The sequence below is a fragment of the Pseudomonas sp. BGI-2 genome, from assembly GCF_004310295.1.
Lineage (GTDB): Bacteria > Pseudomonadota > Gammaproteobacteria > Pseudomonadales > Pseudomonadaceae > Aquipseudomonas.
The window spans coordinates 23,290-44,844 of record NZ_SISB01000018.1; the positions used below are offsets into that span (position 1 = coordinate 23,290).

Consider the following 21,555-nt stretch of genomic DNA (forward strand, 5'->3'; position numbering starts at 1 on the left):
GCGAGGGGATTTAGCGAAACGTCGCACCGCCCCGTTGGGTGGCGAAGCCGCCCCGAAATCGGCTACACCGGTGTTACCAGGTGCATTGTGTGCGATGGTGTTACGACTGCTGCGCAGCCGAACGGGGATAAATCCCCTCGCCACAAAAGCCCGTAACAATAAGCCCTCAGGCCTCGGGGGTGAAAAATATGCGCCGGCGCTTTATAGTGGCCGACCTCCGTTTCATCAAGTAGCCGAGCCCCATGTCCGAGCCACGCAAGATCCTCGTCACCAGCGCCCTGCCCTATGCCAATGGTTCGATCCATCTTGGCCACATGCTGGAATACATCCAGACCGATATGTGGGTGCGCTTCCAGAAGCACCGCGGCAATCAATGCATTTATGTCTGCGCCGACGACGCCCACGGTTCGGCCATCATGCTGCGCGCAGAAAAGGAAGGCATCACCCCGGAACAACTGATCGCCAACGTCCAGGCTGAACACAGCGCCGACTTTGCCGAGTTCCTGGTGGACTTCGATAACTTCCACTCCACTCACGCCGAAGAAAACCGTGAGCTGTCGAGCCAGATCTACCTGAAGCTGCGCGACGCCGGGCACATCGCCCAGCGCTCGATCACTCAGTATTTCGACCCGGAAAAGAAAATGTTCCTGGCCGACCGCTTCATCAAGGGCACCTGCCCGAAATGCGGCACTGAAGACCAGTACGGCGACAACTGCGAAAAATGCGGTGCAACCTACGCACCGACCGACCTGAAGGATCCGAAATCGGCGATCTCTGGCGCCACCCCGGTGCTCAAGGACTCCCAGCACTTCTTCTTCAAGCTGCCGGACTTCCAGGAAATGCTGCAAGCCTGGACCCGCAGCGGCACCCTGCAAGACGCCGTGGCGAACAAAATCGCCGAATGGCTGGATGCCGGCCTGCAGCAGTGGGATATCTCCCGCGATGCGCCGTACTTCGGCTTCGAGATTCCAGACGAGCCGGGCAAGTACTTCTACGTCTGGCTGGACGCACCAATCGGCTACATGGCGAGCTTCAAGAACCTCTGCGATCGCACGCCGGAGTTGGACTTCGACGCGTTCTGGGGCAAGGACTCCACCGCCGAGCTGTACCATTTCATCGGCAAGGACATCGTCAACTTTCACGCGCTGTTCTGGCCAGCCATGCTTGAAGGCGCCGGTTTCCGTAAACCGACCGGCATCAACGTGCACGGCTACCTGACCGTCAACGGTCAGAAAATGTCCAAATCCCGCGGCACCTTCATCAAGGCCCGGACTTATCTGGACCACCTGTCGCCGGAATACCTGCGCTACTACTACGCGGCCAAGCTGAGCCGTGGCGTCGACGACCTTGATCTGAACCTCGAGGACTTCGTGCAGAAGGTCAACTCCGACCTGGTCGGTAAAGTCGTCAACATCGCCAGTCGTTGCGCCGGCTTCATCCAAAAGGGTAACGGCGGTTTGCTGGTAGCCGGCAACGCCGCGCCAGAATTGACCGAAGCGTTCCTGGCCGCTGCGCCAAGCATTGCCGAAGCCTACGAGGCTCGCGACTTCGCCCGTGCCATGCGCGAGATCATGGGCCTGGCCGACCGCGCCAACGCCTGGATCGCCGACAAGGCGCCGTGGTCGCTGAACAAACAGGAAGGCAAGCAGGACGAAGTCCAGGCCATCTGCGCCTTGGGCGTCAACCTGTTCCGCCAACTGGTAATCTTCCTCAAACCGGTTCTGCCGCTACTGGCCGCCGATGCCGAGGCGTTCTTGAACGTCGCGCCGCTGACCTGGGACGACCACGCCACCTTGCTCAGCAACCATCAGTTGAACGAGTTCAAGCCGTTGATGACCCGTATCGACCCGGTAAAAGTGCAAGCTATGAGCGACGCCTCGAAAGAAGACCTGACCGCCAGCCAGACCGACACCGGTGATGCTGCGCCTGCCGGCAACGGCGAACTGGCCAAGGATCCGCTGTCGCCAGAGATCGAGTTCGATGCCTTTGCCGCTGTCGACCTACGCGTCGCCCTGATCCTCAAGGCCGAACACGTGGAAGGTGCTGACAAACTGCTGCGCCTGACCCTGGACATCGGTGACGAGCAACGCAACGTGTTCTCCGGGATCAAGAGCGCTTACCCGGACCCGTCCAAGCTCGATGGCCGCCTGACCATGATGATTGCCAACCTCAAGCCGCGCAAAATGAAGTTCGGGATCTCCGAAGGCATGGTGATGGCCGCCGGCCCTGGCGGTGAAGAAATCTACCTGCTCAGCCCCGACAGCGGCGCCAAGCCGGGTCAGCGCATCAAGTAAGGTTCTGCGGTAAATCGATCCCACAGTCGTGCCTGGCGCGACTGTGGGATTTTCATATCTGGCCCCACCCTCCGTCCTTGCCGGATAATGCCTAAGCTTTTTAGACCGCTCTGTTAAAAAGCCCCGTTCTTGCCGGCACGATCATGACCGAAATTGTTCTTACGCTTATCAGTGCAGCCCTGATCAACAACCTCGTGTTGCACTGGCCGCTGGGCGTCGATCCGCTGCTGGGCAGCGAGCGCAATCAGGTTCATGCCTTGGGCATTGCGACGACGTGCCTGATGCTGATTGTCGGCCTGTTGAGCTACTCGGCCTGGCACTGGCTGCTGGTGCCGCTGGAACTGACTTCGCTGCGTCTTTTCGTGTTCCTGCCACTGAGCGTTCTGCTGATTGGCCCACTGCGGAAGTTGCTGTCGCGCTTACTTCCCAAGCTTGCGTTCGATGGCCTCTGGCCCCTGCTGCTGGGCAACGCCGGCGTACTCGGCCTGACGCTGCTCAACGCTCAAGACGACAAAGGACTCTTCCACGCCATGGCCCTGAGCCTGGGTGGCGGGCTGGGTTTCTGGCTGATACTGAGCCTGTTCAGCGACTTGCGCCAACGCACACTCGATAATGATATCCCCCTGCCTTTTCGTGGCCTGCCGATCGAGTTGATCGGCGCCGGGCTGATCGCAGTGGCTTTTCTCGGATTCAGTGGACTGATCAAAACATGAGTCTGATTCAACGCATCGACGCCCTCTTGCCGCAGACCCAATGCGGCAAGTGCGGCCACCCCGGATGCAAGCCGTACGCCGAAGGCATCGCCAGCGGCGAGCCGATCAACAAGTGCCCGCCAGGGGGCAGCGAAACCATCTCGGCACTGGCTGACTTGCTGCACGTACCGGTGCTGGAACTGGACGTCAGTCGCGGTTCGGCACCGGCGCAAATCGCTTATATTCGCGAAGCCGAATGCATCGGTTGCACCAAATGCATCCAGGCCTGCCCGGTGGATGCCATTGTCGGTGCGGCGAAATTAATGCACACGGTGATCGTCGATGAATGCACTGGTTGCGACCTGTGCGTGGCGCCCTGCCCGGTGGATTGCATCGAGATGCGGCCGTTGCCGCTGGCCACGGTGCTACCGATTGTCGGCGGCCTGGCGTTCAGCCTTGAGGAACAACGCGCCCGGACGGCCAAGCGCGATCACGCACGGCGCCGATTCGAACAACGCAACGCTCGCTTACGGCGTGAAGAAGAACACAGACTCGCCGAACGTCAGGCCCGTGCCCAACGCGCCGTGCCGCACAACGAAGTGACGACGCTCGACCCGGTTCAGGCAGCGCTTGAGCGGGTGCGCGCGCAAAAAGCGGCAAACGCCGATGCGGCGTTGAAAAAAGCCAAGATTGATGTGGCGATGAGTCGCGCGCAACTGAACAAGTCGCTCAAGGCCTTCGGGCATCCACCGACCTTCGAGCAGCAGTCGCAATTGATCGTGCTGCAACAGCAGTTCGAAGCGGCCGAGCAAGCTTTGGCGCAGTTGGAAAGCAGCGCGCCGCCAACTCCGACGCCAGTCGCTCCAGCGAAGGACGCCGAGCTGAAACGGGCGAAGATCCAGCTGGCCATGCGCCGCGCCGAACTCAAGAAAGCGCAAACCAGTGAAGCCGCGGCTGAACAGATTGCAGCGCTGGAACTCGCGGTGAAGGACGCCGAGCGCCAGGTGGATGTCTATGTCGCCCCTTGAATCGGTGGACGAACGCCTTCAGCAGGCCATGAAGCTGGTGTTGCTGGCCACCGTGCCGGGAATGCTGGTGTTGTTCTGGTTGTATGGCTGGGGCGTGTTGATCAACCTGATTCTCGCGGCCGTCACGGCATTGGCCGTTGAAGCAGCGGTGTTGCAACTGCGCAAGCGATCGATCAAACCGACCCTGAGCGACGGCAGCGCCCTGGTCAGCGCGACGTTGCTGGCACTGGCCTTGCCGCCTTATTGCCCGTGGTGGCTGACGGTCAGTGCGGCGGCGTTCGCGCTACTCGGCAAACACCTCTACGGCGGCGTCGGCAAGAATCCGCTTAACCCGGCGATGCTTGGCTTTGCCCTGGTGCTGGTGGCCTTTCCTCAGCAGATGACCCTATGGCCGTCATCGCACGGCATGAATCTGCTTGATAGTTTGCAGCAGGTCTTCGGCTTCGGGCAGACGCCGGATGCCTGGGTCCAGGCCACGGCGCTGGACAGCCTGCGGATCAACAAAAGCCTGACCATGGACGAGCTCTTCGCCGGCAACCCGGCGTTCGGCCATTTCGGCGGACGCGGCGTGGAATGGGTCAACCTGGCCTTTCTCGTTGGGGGTGCGTTCCTTCTGCAACAGCGGGTGTTCACTTGGCATGCTCCGGTCGGCATGCTCGCCAGCCTGTTCATTATCAGCCTGCTGTGCTGGAACGGTTCGGGCTCCGACTCCCATGGTTCACCGCTGTTTCACCTGCTCACCGGCGCGACCATGCTGGGGGCATTCTTTATTGCCACTGAGCCGGTGTCCGGCGCGAAAAGCCCCGGTGCCCGACTCCTGTTCGGTGCCGGCGTGGGATTACTGACCTACCTGATTCGAACCTGGGGTGGTTACCCGGACGGCGTAGCGTTCGCCGTGTTGCTGATGAACCTTTGTGTCCCGGCGCTGGAGCGGTTTGTCGCGTCCAGGCAGGAGCAGGTTGCCCCATGAACCGAGCGACGAGTGTTGTGGTGCTGGTGCTGCTGGCCGGGCTGGGGATTGGCGCGACGTACTTCGCGCAACACACCGGAGCACCGCTCATCAGCGCGCAGCAGCGCTTGATCGACAGCCGCAACCTGCTGGACCTGCTTGCGCCAGACAGCTACGACAATCAACCGCTGGACCAGCCGCTGGCCCTCGAAGACATCCGCTTGGCTAACAGCATGCTGCTGGGTGGCTATCTGGCGACCAAGGCCGGCCAACCTCGCGCGGTGTTGCTGCGCAGCCAGACGCTGGGCTACGAGGGCTCCATCGAGTTGCTGATCGCCATCGGCGCAAACGGCAAGTTGCTGGGGGTCAAAACCCTCAAGCAATCGGAAACCCCTGCGCTGGGCGGCAAGATCGCAGACTGGCCCAATGCCTGGCTTCAGGCATTTACCGGCAAGTCTCGAACCGACCCCGCCGACACGGGCTGGGCGTTGAAAAAAGACCAGGGCCAATTCGATCAGATAGCGGGCGCGACCATTACTTCAAGAGCGGTGATCAGCGCTGTCCATGACGCGTTGCGCTACTTCGATGAACACCCGCAAGCGCTGATCGGGAGCAGCACTCATGAATAAGTCATCGACGCTGCGCAACTCACTGATGCTTGCGCCTCTGATCGGGGCTACGGACGCCTGGCTGACGGCCCTGGGCCTGTGGCTGATGTTCATCGTGGTAATCGGTGCTTATGGTGTCAGCATGGCGGCCTTGCGATCACGGCTGATCCCGTCCACCCGCTTGCTTGCCAGCCTCCTGCTGGCTGCCACGTTGACCAGTTGTGCGGAACTTGCCGCGCAGGTCGGGTCACTTCAATGGCATCAGCATGTGGGGATCTACGCAGGATTGATCGCCGTGCAATGCGTGGTGCTGGAACACAGTGGTTTTTTCCAGGCGTCACGACTTGATCGCCTGCGCTTATGTAGCCTGTTTGGCGCGCTGATGGTGGGCCTTGGCCTGCTGCGCGAGCTTATCGGCAACGGCGGCCTGCACCTGGCCACGCTGGTCCCTGGCGGATTCATTCTCCTGGGACTGCTGATTGCCGCTTGGCAGGCCTGGAACCGCCCGACTCCCTCACACTGACTGATTTCGAGGAAACGCACTGCCCATGAATGCCGCAAAACGTCTGGAAATTTTCCGCAGGTTTCACGAAGACAACCCGGAACCGAAGACCGAACTGGCCTATTCCTCGCCGTTCGAATTGCTGATTGCCGTCATTCTCTCTGCCCAGTCGACCGATGTCGGCGTGAACAAGGCCACCGCCAAACTCTACCCGGCGGCCAATACGCCGGCGGCGATTCATGCCTTGGGGGTTGAAGGGCTATCGGAATACATCAAGACCATCGGCCTGTTTAACAGCAAAGCGAAAAACGTGATCGAAACCTGTCGTTTACTGGTGGAGCGCCATGGCGGTGAAGTACCGCAAACCCGAGAGGAACTGGAGGCGCTACCCGGCGTCGGCCGCAAGACCGCCAACGTGGTACTCAATACGGCTTTTCGCCAGCTGACCATGGCCGTGGACACCCACATTTTCCGGGTCAGCAACCGAACGGGCATTGCGCCAGGCAAGAACGTGGTCGAGGTAGAGATGAAGCTGATGAAGTTTGTCCCCAGGCAATACCTGCTCGATTCCCACCATTGGCTGATCCTTCATGGACGCTACGTTTGCCTGGCCCGCAAGCCTCGTTGCGGTAGCTGCCGGATCGAAGACCTGTGCGAATACAAGCAAAAGACCTCGGACGATTGAGGCGCTATTAGATTTACTGATGTATCGATTGAAAAAATCTTTTTTACCCGCCGGGAGATTGTCGATATAAGGGGCGCCAAAGGCAGTCTTAGCCTGGAGTTAACCTTATGAGCACTGGCAAAGAGCAATTGGACGTAGAAGACGACTTCACACCCGTTGAGGCCGATGACGCCGAACCGGTGGTTGAAGTGGCGAAGACCAACCTGAGCAAACGCCGCACCATCGACAATCTGCTGGAGGAGCGCCGACTGCAAAAGCAATTGGCCGATTACGATTTTGACCTTTGACCTTTGACACCTAAAAGCCTCCCGAAACGGAGGCTTTTTACTAAGTGCCAATCCCTCAATCTCCACTGCACTCATACCAGTCCATTGCGTTGAGCCAGCTCAATCAGGTCGACCAGGGAGCGAGCATTGAGTTTTAACAACAGGCGGGTCTTGTAAGTACTGACGGTTTTATTGCTGAGGAACATTCCATCGGCAATCTCCTTGTTTGTCTTTCCTCGGGCCAACTGTTGCAGCACCATCATTTCGCGCCCGGACAGACGATCAACCATATCGGCTTCACTGGCATTCCCAAGACTTGAGCGCACGGTATGTAGCGCTTGATTCGGAAAGTAACTGTAGCCAGAGAGTACGGCCTTTATCGCACTGAGCAATTCAGTGAGATCCTGCTGTTTGCAGACATATCCGGCGGCACCCGACTGCATGCAACGCATGGAAAAATGCCCGGGCGCCTGAGAGGTCAATATCAGAACTTTAAGAGGCATCGCCGTCGATGTCAGGCGCGCTATGACTTCCAGCCCATCCAGCTTGGGTATTCCAATATCCAGAATGACAATATCCGGCATAAGTTCGCGGGCTAGTTGTAACGCATCCACGCCGTTATCTGTTTCTGCAATGACTTCGTAGCCATGACGCTCCATCAGCATACGTACCGCAAGACGAATGACGGGGTGATCATCCACGATCAGCACTTTATTCATGGGCAAGTCCAATTTCGCTGTTCGAATTTTTAGAGCCCGCACAATAGCCTAGTCGTTTCATCCGTGGCATGCCGCCCCCCTTGGCCACCTGCACCGAGAGACATTCCCTACAAACAAGAAGGATAAGTCCTACAAAAATCAGACAAATACTGTGTGTCTTAAATTTTACCGTCCTGTCAGCGCTGCGCTTTTTAGAATATTTTTGTATCGATTTACATCGGGAAATCAAAGAAACAGGATTCTATCCGAGCGTTCCGACAAGCGCTGACGATTGAGCTACGCTAGAAAAGTAACCGATCTTGTCAAGTCAAGATTCACACTAGATAGTTAAAACCAAAACTTACCCACTTAACCCATTACAACAAACCCAACATAAAGCAACACTTCAAAAACAAAAACCAACCAGCACCTATTAAAACTAGAATAACAACAGTACCCGACCCACAAACAATACAGCTACTATGGCAACCACTAATAAACCAACTAAAGGACACCACTAAAAAAGTACAACGCCTCCCCTGCTACACCCAACTTACCAAAGCCCGGAGACTCTCCATAAATCTATCGAGAAAAGACATTCTTTCATGAGCAAAAAATATGACAAAATTCAAAACAAAAATTACCAACCCCATGACAATCATTGCGATATTTGCAACGATGTCTGAGACATCGGCTGCTATTTCTCTTCCCTTTCTCGACAATGAGGAACGAGAAATCTATATCTGGTTTCTTATCAGCTTCCCTTTTTATTTGCTCTTTCTATTCTTCGCCACACTCAACTTCAACTATCGATCGCTTTACGCGCCCTCTGATTTTGAGAAAGGAAAGCACTTCATAAAGGCCATGACCGATGCCGATCACTCGCAAAGCAACACACCAGAGCATGTGACTGACCATCACGTACGCTCAACGATCTTGCTAAAGGATCTGCACATCATCGACGCACGATGGATGAGTAGCAAAATGGATTTCAACACCTTGATGGAGAAGGTCCGACAACCACAGCAAAACCCTGCACGTGTGATTGTGTTTCTCACGTGTACCGATTCAGAGGCATTACTAAAGGAAGGCGCACACAAGCATTCGAAACAAACAAAGAAGCGCAACAGCACTACGTTCTGGGTTGCTTACAATTTGAGCTCACATGGCATGACGACTATGGCTTGAGTACCGATAGCAGAAGACAGATCTCGAAGGACGATCAGAGAGCGAAAGCAGACAAAATCGTATATGTAACAACAAGAAAGCTGAAACATAATGCCCGGCAGGAATATTCCCTTTTTCAAATATGTGGCCTTGTCATCGACAAGGCCACATTTCCATTACCGTCGTTGCAGCTTCAAAAGCCTCAGAAAAGCTTGCGGCCTTTGTTTGCAGCAATGCGCATCCGCAAGGCGTTGAGCTTGATGAAGCCCGCCGCGTCGGCCTGGTTGTAGGCGCCGCCGTCTTCTTCGAAGGTGGCGATATTGGCATCGAACAACGATTCGTCGGACTTGCGACCGGTGACGATCACATTGCCCTTGTACAGCTTCAGGCGCACAACGCCGTTCACGTGTGCCTGGGAAGCATCGATCATCTGTTGCAGCATCAGACGCTCAGGGCTCCACCAGTAACCGGTGTAGATCAGGCTGGCGTATTTAGGCATCAGCTCGTCTTTGAGGTGAGCCACTTCGCGGTCCAGGGTGATCGATTCGATCGCACGGTGAGCGCGCAGCATGATGGTGCCGCCAGGGGTTTCGTAGCAGCCACGGGACTTCATGCCCACGTAACGGTTCTCGACGATGTCGAGACGGCCGATACCGTGTTCGCCACCGATACGGTTCAGGGTCGCCAGCACGGTGGCCGGAGTCATTTCGACACCGTCCAGTGCAACGATGTCGCCGTTGCGGTAGGTCAGTTCCAGGTATTGCGCCTTGTCTGGAGCCTTCTCCGGGGAGACGGTCCATTTCCACATGTCTTCTTCGTGCTCGGTCCAGGTGTCTTCCAGCACGCCGCCTTCATAGGAGATGTGCAGCAGGTTGGCATCCATCGAGTACGGGGATTTTTTCTTGCCGTGGCGCTCGATCGGGATGTTGTGCTTCTCAGCGTAATCCATCAGCTTTTCACGGGAGAGCAGGTCCCATTCGCGCCACGGAGCGATCACTTTCACCCCTGGCTTCAAGGCGTAGGCGCCCAGTTCGAAACGAACCTGGTCGTTACCTTTGCCGGTGGCGCCGTGGGAAATGGCGTCAGCGCCGGTTTCGTTGGCGATTTCGATCAGGCGTTTGGCGATCAACGGACGAGCGATGGAAGTACCCAGCAGGTACTCGCCTTCGTAAACGGTGTTGGCGCGGAACATCGGGAAAACGAAATCGCGCACGAATTCTTCGCGCAGATCGTCGATGTAGATCTCTTTCACGCCCATGGCCTGTGCCTTGGCACGTGCAGGTTCGACCTCTTCGCCCTGACCCAGGTCAGCGGTAAAGGTCACCACTTCACAGTTATAAGTATCCTGCAGCCACTTGAGGATCACCGAAGTGTCCAGGCCGCCGGAATACGCCAGAACGACCTTGTTTACGTCCGCCATGCCATCACTCCACGGGGTTCTACGGAAAGCCGTGAAGTCTACCGGTCATACGGAATAATTTACAGAGGCGCGACAGCTTATGACGACGAAGCGACAGACTCTGTCGAGCGAGCGACGATTTCAGCGGGTTCAGGAAGTCGCCGGGGCGCTTCCCGGCGTCGTGGTTTGAGGCGCCACTTTCTCGGTCGGTGCCACCCGCTCAAGGCGCACTGCGACCCGGCGATTCTTCGCGCGGTTGGTGGCGCTGGTGTTCGGCGCCACAGGGTAACGCTCACCGTGAAAACGCATGGTGATCTGCGATTCCTGGATGCCATTGGCCTTGAAATAGTCCATCACCGCCAACGCCCGGCGGCGTGACAGCTCGCGGTTGGTCAGGCGATTACCGCTGTTGTCGGAGTGTCCGTCGAGTTCGATGTGATTGACCGTCGGATCAGCCTTCATGAACTCCAGCATCACCTGCAACTGAGACTTGGCTTGCGGATCGAGATCGACGCCTTCACCCGGGAAGCCGATCTCGGACTGTTTGACCTGCTCGAAATTCTTCGGCAGCAGTTTCGCAACGCACACCTGATAGTCGTTGAACGCCTTGTTGAACTTGACCGGCAACAGGCGCACTTCAGACACGCGGCCATCGCCTGAGGAATGCCGAATGACCGGACTGCGGCCGTCCATCAACCCGCTGATCAGGCGCCCGGCCTGAACTTGCGAACTGTTGAACAACACGTTGCCGCTGCCGATTCTCACCGAACCCAGGTTGATGTCGCCACGTCCCGGCTGCCACGGCGCAGCGGCCGCCAGCAGGGTCGCGGACCCACCGCCGATCATCGCGTTGTAGGCTTTCAGACGAAACGTCGCCTGCTCGCCGGCACGGCGCACGAATTCGCCCGAACCGAAATCGGTAATCGGTTGAGTCAGGCGGCATTCGAACTTGTCACCTTCGACCGTCCACTCGATGCTCTCCAGACGGGTCTGGAAAGTGAGCGCCATCGCAGGGAGGCTGGCAAACACACTGAGCAAGGCTAAATAACGCTGGCGCACGGGAGGCTCCACTGGCTCCTACAACAAAAAGACCGACACACATGTTTGCGGCGTACCTGTTGGATATCGGAAGGTTCCTGCAAAACTTGATAGCGAGTGCCTGAGAGAGTCTTTTCCGGTAGCATTCCCCTCAGTTTGACCCGCCTGGAATCCCCTCATGTCCGACCGCCTGACCCTGCTGCGTCCCGACGACTGGCATATTCATCTTCGCGATGGTGCTGTGTTGACCAATACCGTTGCGGATGTCGCGCGCACCTTTGGTCGCGCCATCATCATGCCCAACCTGGTACCTCCGGTGCGTAACGCCGCTGAAGCCGACGGCTATCGCCAGCGGATTCTCGCTGCACGCCCGGCCGGCAGTCGTTTCGAACCGTTGATGGTGCTGTACCTGACCGACCGAACCCAGCCCGAAGAAATTCGCGAGGCCAAGGCCAGCGGTTTCATTCACGCCGCCAAACTGTACCCGGCCGGCGCGACCACCAACTCGGACTCTGGTGTCACCAGCATCGACAAGATTTTCCCTGCACTTGAGGCCATGGCCGAAGTCGGGATGCCCTTGCTGGTTCACGGTGAAGTCACCCGTGGCGATGTCGACGTTTTCGATCGCGAAAAAATCTTCATCGATGAGCACCTGCGCCGTGTGGTCGAGCGTTTCCCGACGCTCAAAGTGGTGTTCGAACACATCACCACCGCGGACGCCGTGCAGTTCGTCAACGAGGCTTCGGCCAACGTTGGCGCGACCATCACCGCGCATCACCTGCTGTACAACCGCAACCACATGCTGGTGGGCGGGATTCGGCCGCACTTCTATTGCCTGCCAATCCTCAAGCGCAATACCCACCAGGAAGCCCTGCTCGACGCCGCCACCAGCGGCAGCGACAAGTTCTTCCTCGGCACCGACTCGGCGCCGCATGCCCAGCACGCCAAAGAAGCGGCCTGCGGCTGTGCCGGTTGCTACACCGCTTATGCGGCGATCGAGATGTACGCCGAAGCCTTTGAACAACGCAACGCGCTGGACAAGCTCGAAGCCTTCGCCAGCCTCAACGGCCCGCGCTTCTATGGCTTGCCGGTAAACACCGATCGCATCACCCTGGTCCGCGATGAGTGGACCGCCCCAACCAGCCTGCCATTTGGCGAGCTGACCGTAATCCCGCTGCGCGCCGGTGAAAAACTGCGCTGGCGCCTGCTGGAGGAACACGCGTGAGTGAAGACCATTTCGACGACGAACAGGACGGTCAAGGCGGCGGAGGTGGTTCCCGCCACCCGATGGCTGCTCGCTTCCGTGGGTACCTGCCAGTTGTTGTCGACGTTGAAACCGGTGGTTTCAACTCTGCCACTGACGCCTTGCTGGAAATCGCCGCGACCACTATCGCCATGGATGAAAAAGGGTTTGTGTTCCCCGATCACACCTATTTTTTCCGTGTCGAGCCTTTTGAAGGCGCGAACATTGAAGCGGCCGCGCTGGAATTCACCGGGATCAAACTTGATCACCCGCTGCGAATGGCAGTGAGCGAAGAAGCCGCGTTGACCGACATCTTCCGTGGCATCCGCAAAGCCCTGAAAGCCAACGGCTGCAAACGGGCCATTCTGGTCGGGCACAACAGCAGCTTCGATCTGGGTTTCCTCAACGCCGCTGTCGCGCGTCTGGACATGAAACGTAACCCGTTTCATCCGTTCTCCAGCTTCGATACCGCGACCCTCGCCGGTCTGGCTTACGGTCAAACCGTACTGGCCAAAGCCTGCCAGGCGGCGGACATCGACTTTGACGGGCGCGAGGCTCACTCGGCACGCTACGACACCGAGAAGACGGCCGAGCTGTTCTGCGGCATCGTCAATCGCTGGAAACAAATGGGCGGCTGGGAAGACTTCAACGACTGATCACGGTCGCTGGATTTAATCCCGCCCATAAAAAAACCGGCCTCATCTGCCGGTTTTTTTATGCCTGACGCCTGGGCTTACAGCGCCGCAGCGTGCTCGGTCAGGTAAGCCGAGACGCCTTCTGGCGAAGCGTTCATGCCTTTGTCGCCTTTTTTCCAGTTGGCAGGGCAAACTTCGCCGTGCTCTTCGTGGAATTGCAGCGCGTCGACCAGACGGATCAGCTCTTCCATGTTACGGCCCAGCGGCAGGTCGTTGATGATCTGCGAACGGACAACGCCTTTGTCGTCGATCAGGAACGCGCCACGGAAAGCCACGCCGCCTTCGGACTCAACGTCGTAGGCCTTGGCGATTTCGTGCTTCATGTCGGCAGCCATGGTGTAACGAACCTGGCCGATGCCGCCATTGTTCACCGGGGTGTTGCGCCAAGCGTTGTGGGTGAAGTGCGAATCGATCGACACCGCGACCACTTCAACGTTACGAGCCTTGAAGTCAGCCATGCGGTTGTCCAGAGCGATCAGCTCGGATGGGCAAACGAAGGTGAAGTCCAGTGGGTAGAAGAACACCAGGCCGTATTTGCCTTTGATGGCCGAGGACAGGGTGTAGCTGTCTACGATTTCGCCATTGCCGAGAACGGCAGGTACGGTGAAGTCCGGGGCTTGTTTGCCTACGAGTACGCTCATTGAATATCTCCTGGTCTATTAACGTGAAGAACTGGGTTCGCGTCAGCCTGCCACCCTCAGGCGACAGCCCTGTGACACGACCCCCTTCGCAAGGACCGACCATCATACACGGCGTTTTTGAGCTGTCCTCAACGGTTTTTCACCGGCGCATCAAATTGGCTGGCGCGACAGCTAATGGCAGATCGCCTAGGGAAAACCGTTCGTCAGTCTCACGCGCTTATAACGCAAAGCTTTCAGAAACCACTTTGACAATCATTCTCGTTAACATTAAGATCCATCGCAATTGAGTCACAACCAGCGACGGTTCTCACTTATGTATGTCTGCCTCTGCACTGGCGTCACCGACGGTCAAATCCGCGATGCAATCTATGACGGTTGCTGCAGCTATAAAGAAGTCCGTCAGGCTACCGGCGTAGCCAGTCAATGCGGTAAATGCGCCTGCCTTGCCAAGGAAGTGGTGCGTGAAACCCTGACCAAATTACAATCGGCCCAGGGTGCGATTCCTTTCCCTGTAGAATTTACTGCCGCGTAAATACCCTATTCCAAAGAACCGGACTTGATGTCCGGTTTTTTTATGCCTGAAAATCAACTGCTTACGCGCTAGACGCGGAACACAAACATTCTTATTCCGATTAATTTTCACTTAAGTTTCAACAACTTAGGTTTGACACTCTTAGTTGTGCGGCTCAAACTCAGCCTTATAGACAGCTAATACAGGGCAGGACCCCATCATGAAAGGCGACATTACAGTCATCCAGCATCTCAACAAGATCCTTGCCAATGAGCTGGTCGCGATCAATCAATACTTTCTGCATGCGCGCATGTTCGAAGATTGGGGTCTGAACAAGCTCGGCAAGCACGAGTACCACGAATCCATCGACGAGATGAAACACGCCGACAAGCTGATCAAGCGCATCCTGTTCCTTGAAGGCCTGCCGAACGTCCAGGACCTGGGCAAGCTGCAGATCGGCGAACACACCCAGGAAATGCTTGAGTGTGACCTGCGGATCGAAAAAACCGGTCATGCCGACCTCAAGGTCGCTATCGCTCATTGCGAAACCGTTGGCGACTTCGGTAGCCGCGAACTGCTCGAAGACATTCTTGAATCCGAAGAAGAACATATCGACTGGCTGGAAACCCAACTGGGCCTGATCGATAAAATCGGTCTTGAGAACTATCTGCAATCGCAGATGGGCGAAGAGTAAGTTAGCGCCCGCTCAACTCGAGACAATAAAAAGCCCCGCACTCTTTTAAAGAGGCGGGGCTTTTTAATGATCTTGTAGGAGCGATGCTTGCTCGCGAAGAACGATGACGCGGTATTTCCTGATAGACCGAGGCGCCCTTTTCGCGGGCAAGCCTCGCTTCTACAAAAGGTACCGAATCAGGCTTCGGTCTTGTTGGCAGCAGCTGCTTCAACAGCCGCTTTGATCGTGGCCTGCAACGAACCATCAGCAGACATTTCAGTCATGATGTCGCTACCGCCGACCAGCTCACCACCGACCCACAGTTGCGGGAAGGTTGGCCAGTTGGCGTATTTTGGCAGGTTGGCGCGGATTTCCGGGTTCTGCAGGATGTCCACGTACGCAAACTTTTCACCACATGCCATCACGGCCTGCGCGGCTTTTGCGGAGAAGCCACACTGCGGGGCATTCGGCGAACCTTTCATGTAAAGCAGAATGGTGTTGTTAGCAATCTGCTCTTTAATCGTTTCGATGATATCCATGGAGCACCTCGGCTGAACTTTCCGACTCAAGGGTCGGCACGGTGGCGCATTGTAACGGAAAGCCGAGCGCCATGCTCGGTCTCCCCGACAGACACGATCAAGCCGCCGCCACGGTCACCGGAACACCGTTCAACGCCGCATTCCCCGACAACTCGTCGAGCTGACATTCATCGGTCAGGTCATTGGCGCTGGAGCCCGGCTGACCACTGGCGATTGTCATCTGCACGCCCGGGCGCGCATGGCCCCAACCGTGAGGAAGGCTGACCACGCCTTTCATCATATCCAGGCTGGCGACCACCTCAACTTCAATCACGCCGACCCGCGAACTGACCCGCACGCGCTGCCCATCGTTGAGTCCACGACTGCCCAGGTCGTCCGGGTGCATCAACAATTGATGGCGCGGCTTGCCCTTCACCAAACGGTGATAGTTGTGCATCCACGAGTTGTTGCTGCGCACATGACGGCGGCCAATCATCAGCAATTCATCGGCGGCCGGTGCTTGCAGCGCGGCGAAGCGGGCCAGGTCGGCGAGGATCGCAGCCGGTGCGACCTGGACTCGCTGGTTGGCGGTTTTCAAACGCGGGGCCAGGTTGGATTTGAGCGCCCCCAGATCGACGCCATGCGGGTGATCGAACAGCGTCGCCAACGAAAGCTTGTGTGGCGAAGCATCGCCATAAGACCCCATCCGCAGACCACGATCGATCATCTGCGCGGGTGGAATGGTCGGTTTCAGCTCCTTGCCGGTCTTCGCCGCAAAGGCCTGGGCCAGGCCGACAAAGATCTCCCAGTCATGCAACGCACCTTCGGGTTTGCCCAGGATCGCCCGGTTGAAACGGGTCACGTTACGCACCGCGAACATGTTGAACGTAGTGTCGTAGTGATCGTTTTCCAACGCCGAGGTCGACGGCAGGATCAGGTCGGCATAGCGCGTGGTTTCATTAATGTACAGGTCGATGCTGACCATGAACTCCAGCCCGTCCAGGGCCTGCTCCAGTTGCCGGCCATTGGGCGTGGACAGCACCGGATTGCCAGCCACGGTGATCAGCGCACGGACCTGCCCTTCCCCACCCGTCAGCATCTCTTCTGCCAGGGCCGACACCGGCAACTCGCCGCCGTACTCGGGACGCCCGGACACGCGACTCTGCCACAGATTGAAATGCCCGCCCGACGTCGAGGCCACCAGATCCACCGCAGGTTCGGTGCACAACGCACCGCCAACGCGGTCGAGGTTGCCGGTGACCAGGTTGATCAGTTGCACCAGCCAATGACACAGCGTGCCGAAAGCCTGGGTCGAGACGCCCATCCGGCCATAGCAGACCGCTGTCGGCGCCGCCGCAAAATCCCGGGCCAGTTGGCGAATCTGTTCTGCCGGCACCGCGCACAAGGGGCTCATGGTGTCGGCTGTAAATGTTGCGATCGCCTGCCGCACGTCATCCAGACCATCCACCGGTAAATGGCTGTCGCGGGTCAGGCCTTCGGTGAGCAAGGTGTTGAGCAACCCGAACAACAGCGCTGCATCGCCACCGGGGCGCACGAACAGATGCTGATCGGCAATCGCTGCCGTTTCACTGCGACGCGGATCGACCACCACCACTTTGCCGCCCCGAGCCTGAATCGCCTTCAGGCGTTTTTCCACATCCGGCACGGTCATGATGCTGCCATTGGAAGCCAGTGGATTGCCGCCAAGAATCAGCATGAAATCGGTATGGTCGATGTCCGGAATCGGCAACAGCAAGCCGTGGCCGTACATCAAATGGCTGGTCAGGTGATGAGGCAACTGATCGACCGAGGTCGCGGAAAACCGGTTGCGGGTTTTCAGCAGGCCCAGGAAGTAGTTGCTGTGGGTCATCAAGCCATAGTTGTGCACGCTGGGGTTGCCTTGATAAACCGCCACCGCGTTCTGCCCGTGATGCTCTTGAATCGCCGCCAGGCGTTCAGCGACAAGGCTGAAGGCGTCTTCCCATTCGATAGGCTGCCATTCGCTGCCCACTCGCAGCATCGGCTGACGCAGGCGATCCGGATCATTCTGAATGTCTTGCAGGGCAACCGCTTTGGGGCAGATGTGCCCACGGCTGAACGTATCCAGCGGATCGCCTTTGATCGAGGTGATCTGCACGCCGCTGCCTTCGACCTCGGAGGTCTCGATGGTCAGGCCGCAGATGGCTTCACACAGGTGGCAGGCACGGTAATGGAGAGTCTTGGTCATGGCCAGTCTCTGTTTTGTTCTGGGCGGGCAATATCAGCCGCGGGAACAAAACTATGGCGCGTGACCCGCGACTGCGCCAGCGACGTTCGTCTTGTGAATCGGCCACCATCAGGCCAGCCGATGGCCGCGCACAATCAGTTCGGCGGCAACCTGGGTGACGCCTGCAACTGGATTTCCTGAATGGTTTCGATCTGTTCCTGGGCGACATGTACGCCGGTGAGCTCGCCGATCAGTCGCCAATGCTCGTCGAGCCCGGCGCTGATGGTGGCCATGCGGTCGATCATGCGTCGACCGGCCGCCTTGGTCACTTCGTCTTCACTGCGCATCAATTCGAAGGACATCGACGTCATGGAAGCAGTGAGGTGGGTCAAGGAACGGGCCGTGAGGCCGAGTAAATCCATTAATAGCTGTTCTTTCGATTCCATTCCGAAGGCTTCCTGCGTCGCTCGTGAGTTAGTTATAACCCAGCACTTTGCATAAGCAAATGTTTCAAGCCAGACACAGTGACAGCCGGCGCCTTAAAGCTTTGTAAAAACATGAGTACGGCCGTACAGACATCTTCACTGAAACCTCACTGAGGCTGAGAAATCTTCAACGCCTTCTTTTTAAGTGGTGAGGTCAATGCCGTCCATATTCCGCCGACAGCCAGCCAAAGCATGACGCCGGACCCGATCAGGATGATCGCTTTCTGGTTTGCAAGGATGCCCAACTGATGAGGCTCGGCTTGATAGACCTGCAAAGCAATATCAATGACGCTCACCACTGTGAACCACGCGACCACCAAGGCAGCGCCATGCTTCAGGTCGGGCGTCGATCGGGCGAGTAGTGAAGCCCCCAGATAGATTCCAATTGCGATCAATCCCCCCAATACCAAAAACTGGGTCGAATCAATCTGCAATCGCGTCATCTTTGAAATTCTTCACGCCGATAAAAGCGCCGACGATGGCGCCAACCACCGCACTCGGAACGCCCGGGTAAATCGTGCTGGCGATAATCGCGAAGCCCATGACCGTGGAAATCACTGCCATATCGAATGCGGGGGAAACACGACGAAGTCGTGTAAGGCCAGCGTGTCCGGTTTTATTGATCGCCATACAGCGCTCCCTCCCTGGGAGTGTTTGACTTTACTCAGTCGAGAATCCGCAATGGGGCGGATAATACCTGAGCGCAACCCAATACCCGGCACCTGAAAACGTAACAGCAAACGACTCCGCCACCTTGAAACGGCGCCACTGACGCAGCGCAGTTCGAGGGCAGAGAGCCTGCTCAACGGGTCTGTCACTCTTGGCCGGATGGCGAGCTGATCACGGCATTTATTGCATTCCAGCTTCGGCAACGTGTACAAATGTTGCTCTGGGCCTGCGCAACCTGGATCAATGCCACGGCGCACAGCTCAAAGGGTTGTAAAGCTTGAAACATGTTTGGAAGCTGTAAAAACAGCCCCTATTGGAAAAACGCGACATTTAATGTCAATATCGCGCCTCCCCCTATTTCGTCGCCCCGTGCGGCTTACGCCGCAGGTCTCGCCCGTTTTTCAGTTAAACAAGGCTTTGAGTATCTGCGGTCTGTTGCAAAAAGGTAGTCAATGATGAGCGCAAGGCACTTTCTCTCCCTGATGGATTGCACGCCCGAAGAGCTGGTCAGCGTGATCCGTCGAGGCGTTGAGCTCAAGGACCTGCGTAACCGCGGCGTACTGTTCGAGCCTCTGAAAAACCGCGTGCTCGGGATGATTTTCGAGAAGTCCTCGACCCGTACCCGTATTTCGTTCGAAGCCGGCATGATCCAGCTCGGTGGCCAGGCAATCTTCCTGTCGCCGCGTGACACACAGCTGGGCCGTGGCGAGCCGATCGGCGACTGCGCCATCGTGATGTCGAGCATGCTCGACGCCGTGATGATCCGTACCTTTGCCCACAGCACGTTGACCGAATTCGCCGCCAACTCCCGCGTGCCCGTGATCAACGGCCTGTCCGACGACCTGCACCCGTGCCAGTTGCTGGCCGACATGCAGACATTCCTCGAACATCGCGGCTCGATCCAGGGCAAGACCGTGGCCTGGATCGGCGACGGCAACAACATGTGCAACAGCTATATAGAAGCGGCGATCCAGTTCGACTTCCAGTTGCGCATTGCCTGCCCTGAAGGTTTTGAACCCAACCCGCAATTCGTGGCCAAGGCCGGTGATCGCGTGACCATCGTCCGCGATCCGAAGGAAGCCGTGCGCGGCGCTCATCTGGTGAGCACCGACGTCTGGACCTCCATGGGCCAGGAAGAAGAAACCGCCAAACGCCTGAAGCTGTTCGCGCCGTTCCAGGTCACCCGCGCCCTGCTCGACCTGGCTGCCGAGGATGTATTGTTCATGCACTGCCTGCCGGCCCACCGTGGCGAGGAAATCAGCCTCGACGTGCTCGATGACAAGCGCTCCGTGGCCTGGGATCAAGCGGAAAACCGTCTTCACGCTCAAAAGGCCCTGCTCGAGTTTCTCGTCCCGCCTTCGTACCACCACGCATGAGCCATCCATTACTGCTCAACCTGCGCAACCTCGCCTGCGGCTATCAAGACCAGCGAGTGGTGCAGAACCTCAACCTGCACTTGAATGCCGGCGATATCGGTTGCCTGCTGGGCTCTTCGGGCTGTGGCAAGACCACCACGCTGCGGGCGATTGCCGGTTTCGAACCGGTACACGAAGGCGAAATCACGCTGGCGGGCGAGACTATCTCACGCGCCGGTTTCACCCTCGCCCCTGAGAAACGCCGCATCGGCATGGTGTTCCAGGACTACGCGCTGTTTCCACATTTGAGCGTGGCCGAAAACATCGCCTTCGGAATCCGCAAGCATCCACAAAAGGATCGCGTCACCGAAGAACTGCTGGAACTGGTCAACCTGAAAAACCTGGGCAAGCGCTTCCCGCATGAGTTGTCCGGTGGCCAGCAACAGCGTGTCGCACTCGCCCGCGCACTGGCACCGGAACCGCAATTGCTGTTGCTCGACGAACCGTTCTCCAACCTCGATGGCGAACTGCGGCGCAAGCTCAGCCATGAGGTGCGCGATATTCTCAAGGCCCGAGGCACCAGCGCGATTCTGGTGACCCACGACCAGGAGGAAGCCTTCGCGGTGAGCGATCACGTGGGGGTTTTCAAGGAAGGCCGGCTGGAACAGTGGGACACGCCCTACAATCTGTATCACGAACCGCTGACGCCTTATGTGGCCAGCTTCATTGGCCAGGGATATTTCATCCGCGGCCAGTTGAGCAGCCCGGAATCGGTGCTGACCGAGTTGGGTGAACTGCGCGGCAATCGTGCCTATACCTGGCCGACTGGCAGCGCGGTGGACGTGTTATTGCGCCCGGACGATATCGTTTACGCACCCGACAGTGGTTTGAAGGCGCGGATTGTCGGCAAGTCTTTCCAGGGTGCGTCCACGTTGTACCGTTTGCAGATGCCTACCGGTGCACAACTGGAGTCGATTTTCCCGAGCCATGCTGATCATCAAGTCGGTGCCGAGGTCGGTATTCGCGTCGAGGCTGAACACCTTGTGTTGTTCCAGGCGTCGGGCAGCACGGCGGCGCAGATTCCGGTAGTAGAGTCCGGTGTCCGCCGCTACAGCACCGCCAGCTGATACACACGTACAAATGTGTGTGCGGGCTTGCTCGCGAAAGCGGTGTATCAGTCAACATCATCATTGACTGTCACACCGCTTTCGCGAGCAAGCCCGCACACACATT

23 protein-coding genes and 1 pseudogene are annotated in these 21,555 nt (G+C 57.7%); 15 read left to right on the forward strand and 9 right to left on the reverse strand.

All coding sequences use genetic code 11. The features are described from left to right. The first annotated feature begins 242 nt into the window (after positions 1-242). From metG to EYC95_RS14000, 8 genes and pseudogenes are all read left to right on the forward strand, one after another. Positions 243-2,294, forward strand: coding sequence for a methionine--tRNA ligase (gene metG / locus EYC95_RS13965; RefSeq protein WP_131060871.1), 2,052 nt, complete (start codon positions 243-245; stop codon positions 2,292-2,294). Positions 2,295-2,437: 143 nt separating this feature from the next. Then, positions 2,438-3,007, forward strand: coding sequence for an electron transport complex protein RnfA (locus EYC95_RS13970; RefSeq protein ID WP_131060872.1), 570 nt, complete (start codon positions 2,438-2,440; stop codon positions 3,005-3,007). Between the two features lie 17 nt (positions 3,008-3,024). Further along, a pseudogene (gene rsxB / locus EYC95_RS31065) lies at positions 3,025-3,399 on the forward strand (electron transport complex subunit RsxB); the annotation flags it as partial. A gap of 601 nt (positions 3,400-4,000) precedes the next feature. Further along, positions 4,001-4,984, forward strand: a complete 984-nt coding sequence (locus EYC95_RS13980; RefSeq protein WP_131060874.1) for an RnfABCDGE type electron transport complex subunit D — start codon at positions 4,001-4,003, stop codon at positions 4,982-4,984. Continuing rightward, on the forward strand, positions 4,981-5,592 hold the full coding sequence (locus EYC95_RS13985; RefSeq protein ID WP_131060875.1) for an RnfABCDGE type electron transport complex subunit G: 612 nt from the start codon (positions 4,981-4,983) through the stop codon (positions 5,590-5,592). Before EYC95_RS13980 ends, EYC95_RS13985 begins: the two co-directional genes overlap by 4 nt. Continuing rightward, complete coding sequence (locus EYC95_RS13990; protein WP_131060876.1) at positions 5,585-6,094, forward strand: Rnf-Nqr domain containing protein; 510 nt, start codon at positions 5,585-5,587, stop codon at positions 6,092-6,094. The genes EYC95_RS13985 and EYC95_RS13990 overlap by 8 nt, the downstream gene beginning before the upstream one ends. A 25-nt stretch (positions 6,095-6,119) precedes the next feature. Further along, positions 6,120-6,758, forward strand: a complete 639-nt coding sequence (nth, locus tag EYC95_RS13995) for an endonuclease III (RefSeq protein WP_131060877.1) — start codon at positions 6,120-6,122, stop codon at positions 6,756-6,758. 107 nt (positions 6,759-6,865) lie between these two features. Further along, the gene (locus EYC95_RS14000) at positions 6,866-7,045 is read left to right on the forward strand and encodes a PA3496 family putative envelope integrity protein (RefSeq protein ID WP_007898493.1); all 180 of its coding nucleotides are present in this window, start codon (positions 6,866-6,868) and stop codon (positions 7,043-7,045) included. A gap of 71 nt (positions 7,046-7,116) precedes the next feature. Here EYC95_RS14000 and EYC95_RS14005 read toward each other — a convergent pair whose 3' ends face one another. Then, on the reverse strand, positions 7,117-7,743 hold the full coding sequence (locus EYC95_RS14005; RefSeq protein ID WP_007943575.1) for a response regulator transcription factor: 627 nt from the start codon (positions 7,741-7,743) through the stop codon (positions 7,117-7,119). Positions 7,744-8,340: 597 nt separating this feature from the next. Between EYC95_RS14005 and EYC95_RS14010 the strand changes: the two genes are divergently transcribed. After that, a complete protein-coding gene (locus tag EYC95_RS14010; RefSeq protein WP_131060878.1) occupies positions 8,341-8,910 on the forward strand; it encodes a hypothetical protein in 570 nt (189 codons plus the stop codon). Between the two features lie 181 nt (positions 8,911-9,091). Here the strand turns inward: EYC95_RS14010 and EYC95_RS14015 are convergent, their stop codons facing one another. Next, positions 9,092-10,309: an argininosuccinate synthase gene (locus tag EYC95_RS14015; RefSeq protein WP_007898502.1), complete on the reverse strand. Its 1,218-nt coding sequence runs from the start codon at positions 10,307-10,309 to the stop codon at positions 9,092-9,094. Positions 10,310-10,438: 129 nt separating this feature from the next. Next, on the reverse strand, positions 10,439-11,347 hold the full coding sequence (locus tag EYC95_RS14020) for an OmpA family protein (RefSeq protein ID WP_131060879.1): 909 nt from the start codon (positions 11,345-11,347) through the stop codon (positions 10,439-10,441). Between the two features lie 157 nt (positions 11,348-11,504). Here EYC95_RS14020 and pyrC point away from each other — a divergent pair, with 157 nt between their 5' ends. Both pyrC and rnt read left to right on the forward strand, forming a co-directional pair. Beyond that, on the forward strand, positions 11,505-12,551 hold the full coding sequence (gene pyrC, locus EYC95_RS14025; RefSeq protein WP_131060880.1) for a dihydroorotase: 1,047 nt from the start codon (positions 11,505-11,507) through the stop codon (positions 12,549-12,551). Next, positions 12,548-13,225, forward strand: a complete 678-nt coding sequence (gene rnt, locus EYC95_RS14030; protein WP_131060881.1) for a ribonuclease T — start codon at positions 12,548-12,550, stop codon at positions 13,223-13,225. The genes pyrC and rnt overlap by 4 nt, the downstream gene beginning before the upstream one ends. A 77-nt stretch (positions 13,226-13,302) precedes the next feature. Here the strand turns inward: rnt and EYC95_RS14035 are convergent, their stop codons facing one another. Beyond that, positions 13,303-13,905, reverse strand: a complete 603-nt coding sequence (locus tag EYC95_RS14035) for a peroxiredoxin (protein WP_131060882.1) — start codon at positions 13,903-13,905, stop codon at positions 13,303-13,305. A 313-nt stretch (positions 13,906-14,218) separates the two neighbouring features. Here EYC95_RS14035 and EYC95_RS14040 point away from each other — a divergent pair, with 313 nt between their 5' ends. Next, on the forward strand, positions 14,219-14,437 hold the full coding sequence (locus EYC95_RS14040; protein WP_131060883.1) for a bacterioferritin-associated ferredoxin: 219 nt from the start codon (positions 14,219-14,221) through the stop codon (positions 14,435-14,437). A 199-nt stretch (positions 14,438-14,636) separates the two neighbouring features. Beyond that, the gene (bfr, locus tag EYC95_RS14045; RefSeq protein WP_131060884.1) at positions 14,637-15,110 is read left to right on the forward strand and encodes a bacterioferritin; all 474 of its coding nucleotides are present in this window, start codon (positions 14,637-14,639) and stop codon (positions 15,108-15,110) included. Between the two features lie 176 nt (positions 15,111-15,286). Here bfr and grxD read toward each other — a convergent pair whose 3' ends face one another. From grxD to EYC95_RS14070, 5 genes are all read right to left on the reverse strand, one after another. Next, positions 15,287-15,628, reverse strand: a complete 342-nt coding sequence (gene grxD / locus EYC95_RS14050; protein ID WP_010457686.1) for a Grx4 family monothiol glutaredoxin — start codon at positions 15,626-15,628, stop codon at positions 15,287-15,289. Positions 15,629-15,725: 97 nt separating this feature from the next. Further along, complete coding sequence (locus EYC95_RS14055) at positions 15,726-17,834, reverse strand: molybdopterin oxidoreductase family protein (RefSeq protein ID WP_131060885.1); 2,109 nt, start codon at positions 17,832-17,834, stop codon at positions 15,726-15,728. Positions 17,835-17,968: 134 nt separating this feature from the next. After that, positions 17,969-18,259, reverse strand: coding sequence for a hypothetical protein (locus tag EYC95_RS14060; protein WP_131060886.1), 291 nt, complete (start codon positions 18,257-18,259; stop codon positions 17,969-17,971). 146 nt (positions 18,260-18,405) lie between these two features. Continuing rightward, positions 18,406-18,741 carry a hypothetical protein gene (locus EYC95_RS14065; RefSeq protein ID WP_131060887.1) on the reverse strand — a complete coding sequence of 112 codons (336 nt, stop codon included), beginning with the start codon at positions 18,739-18,741 and terminating at the stop codon, positions 18,406-18,408. After that, positions 18,722-18,928 carry a hypothetical protein gene (locus EYC95_RS14070; RefSeq protein ID WP_131060888.1) on the reverse strand — a complete coding sequence of 69 codons (207 nt, stop codon included), beginning with the start codon at positions 18,926-18,928 and terminating at the stop codon, positions 18,722-18,724. The genes EYC95_RS14065 and EYC95_RS14070 overlap by 20 nt, the downstream gene beginning before the upstream one ends. A 494-nt stretch (positions 18,929-19,422) precedes the next feature. Between EYC95_RS14070 and argF the strand changes: the two genes are divergently transcribed. After that, on the forward strand, positions 19,423-20,343 hold the full coding sequence (gene argF, locus EYC95_RS14075; RefSeq protein ID WP_131060889.1) for an ornithine carbamoyltransferase: 921 nt from the start codon (positions 19,423-19,425) through the stop codon (positions 20,341-20,343). Beyond that, the gene (locus EYC95_RS14080) at positions 20,340-21,449 is read left to right on the forward strand and encodes an ABC transporter ATP-binding protein (RefSeq protein WP_131060890.1); all 1,110 of its coding nucleotides are present in this window, start codon (positions 20,340-20,342) and stop codon (positions 21,447-21,449) included. The genes argF and EYC95_RS14080 overlap by 4 nt, the downstream gene beginning before the upstream one ends. Positions 21,450-21,555: the final 106 nt, after the last annotated feature.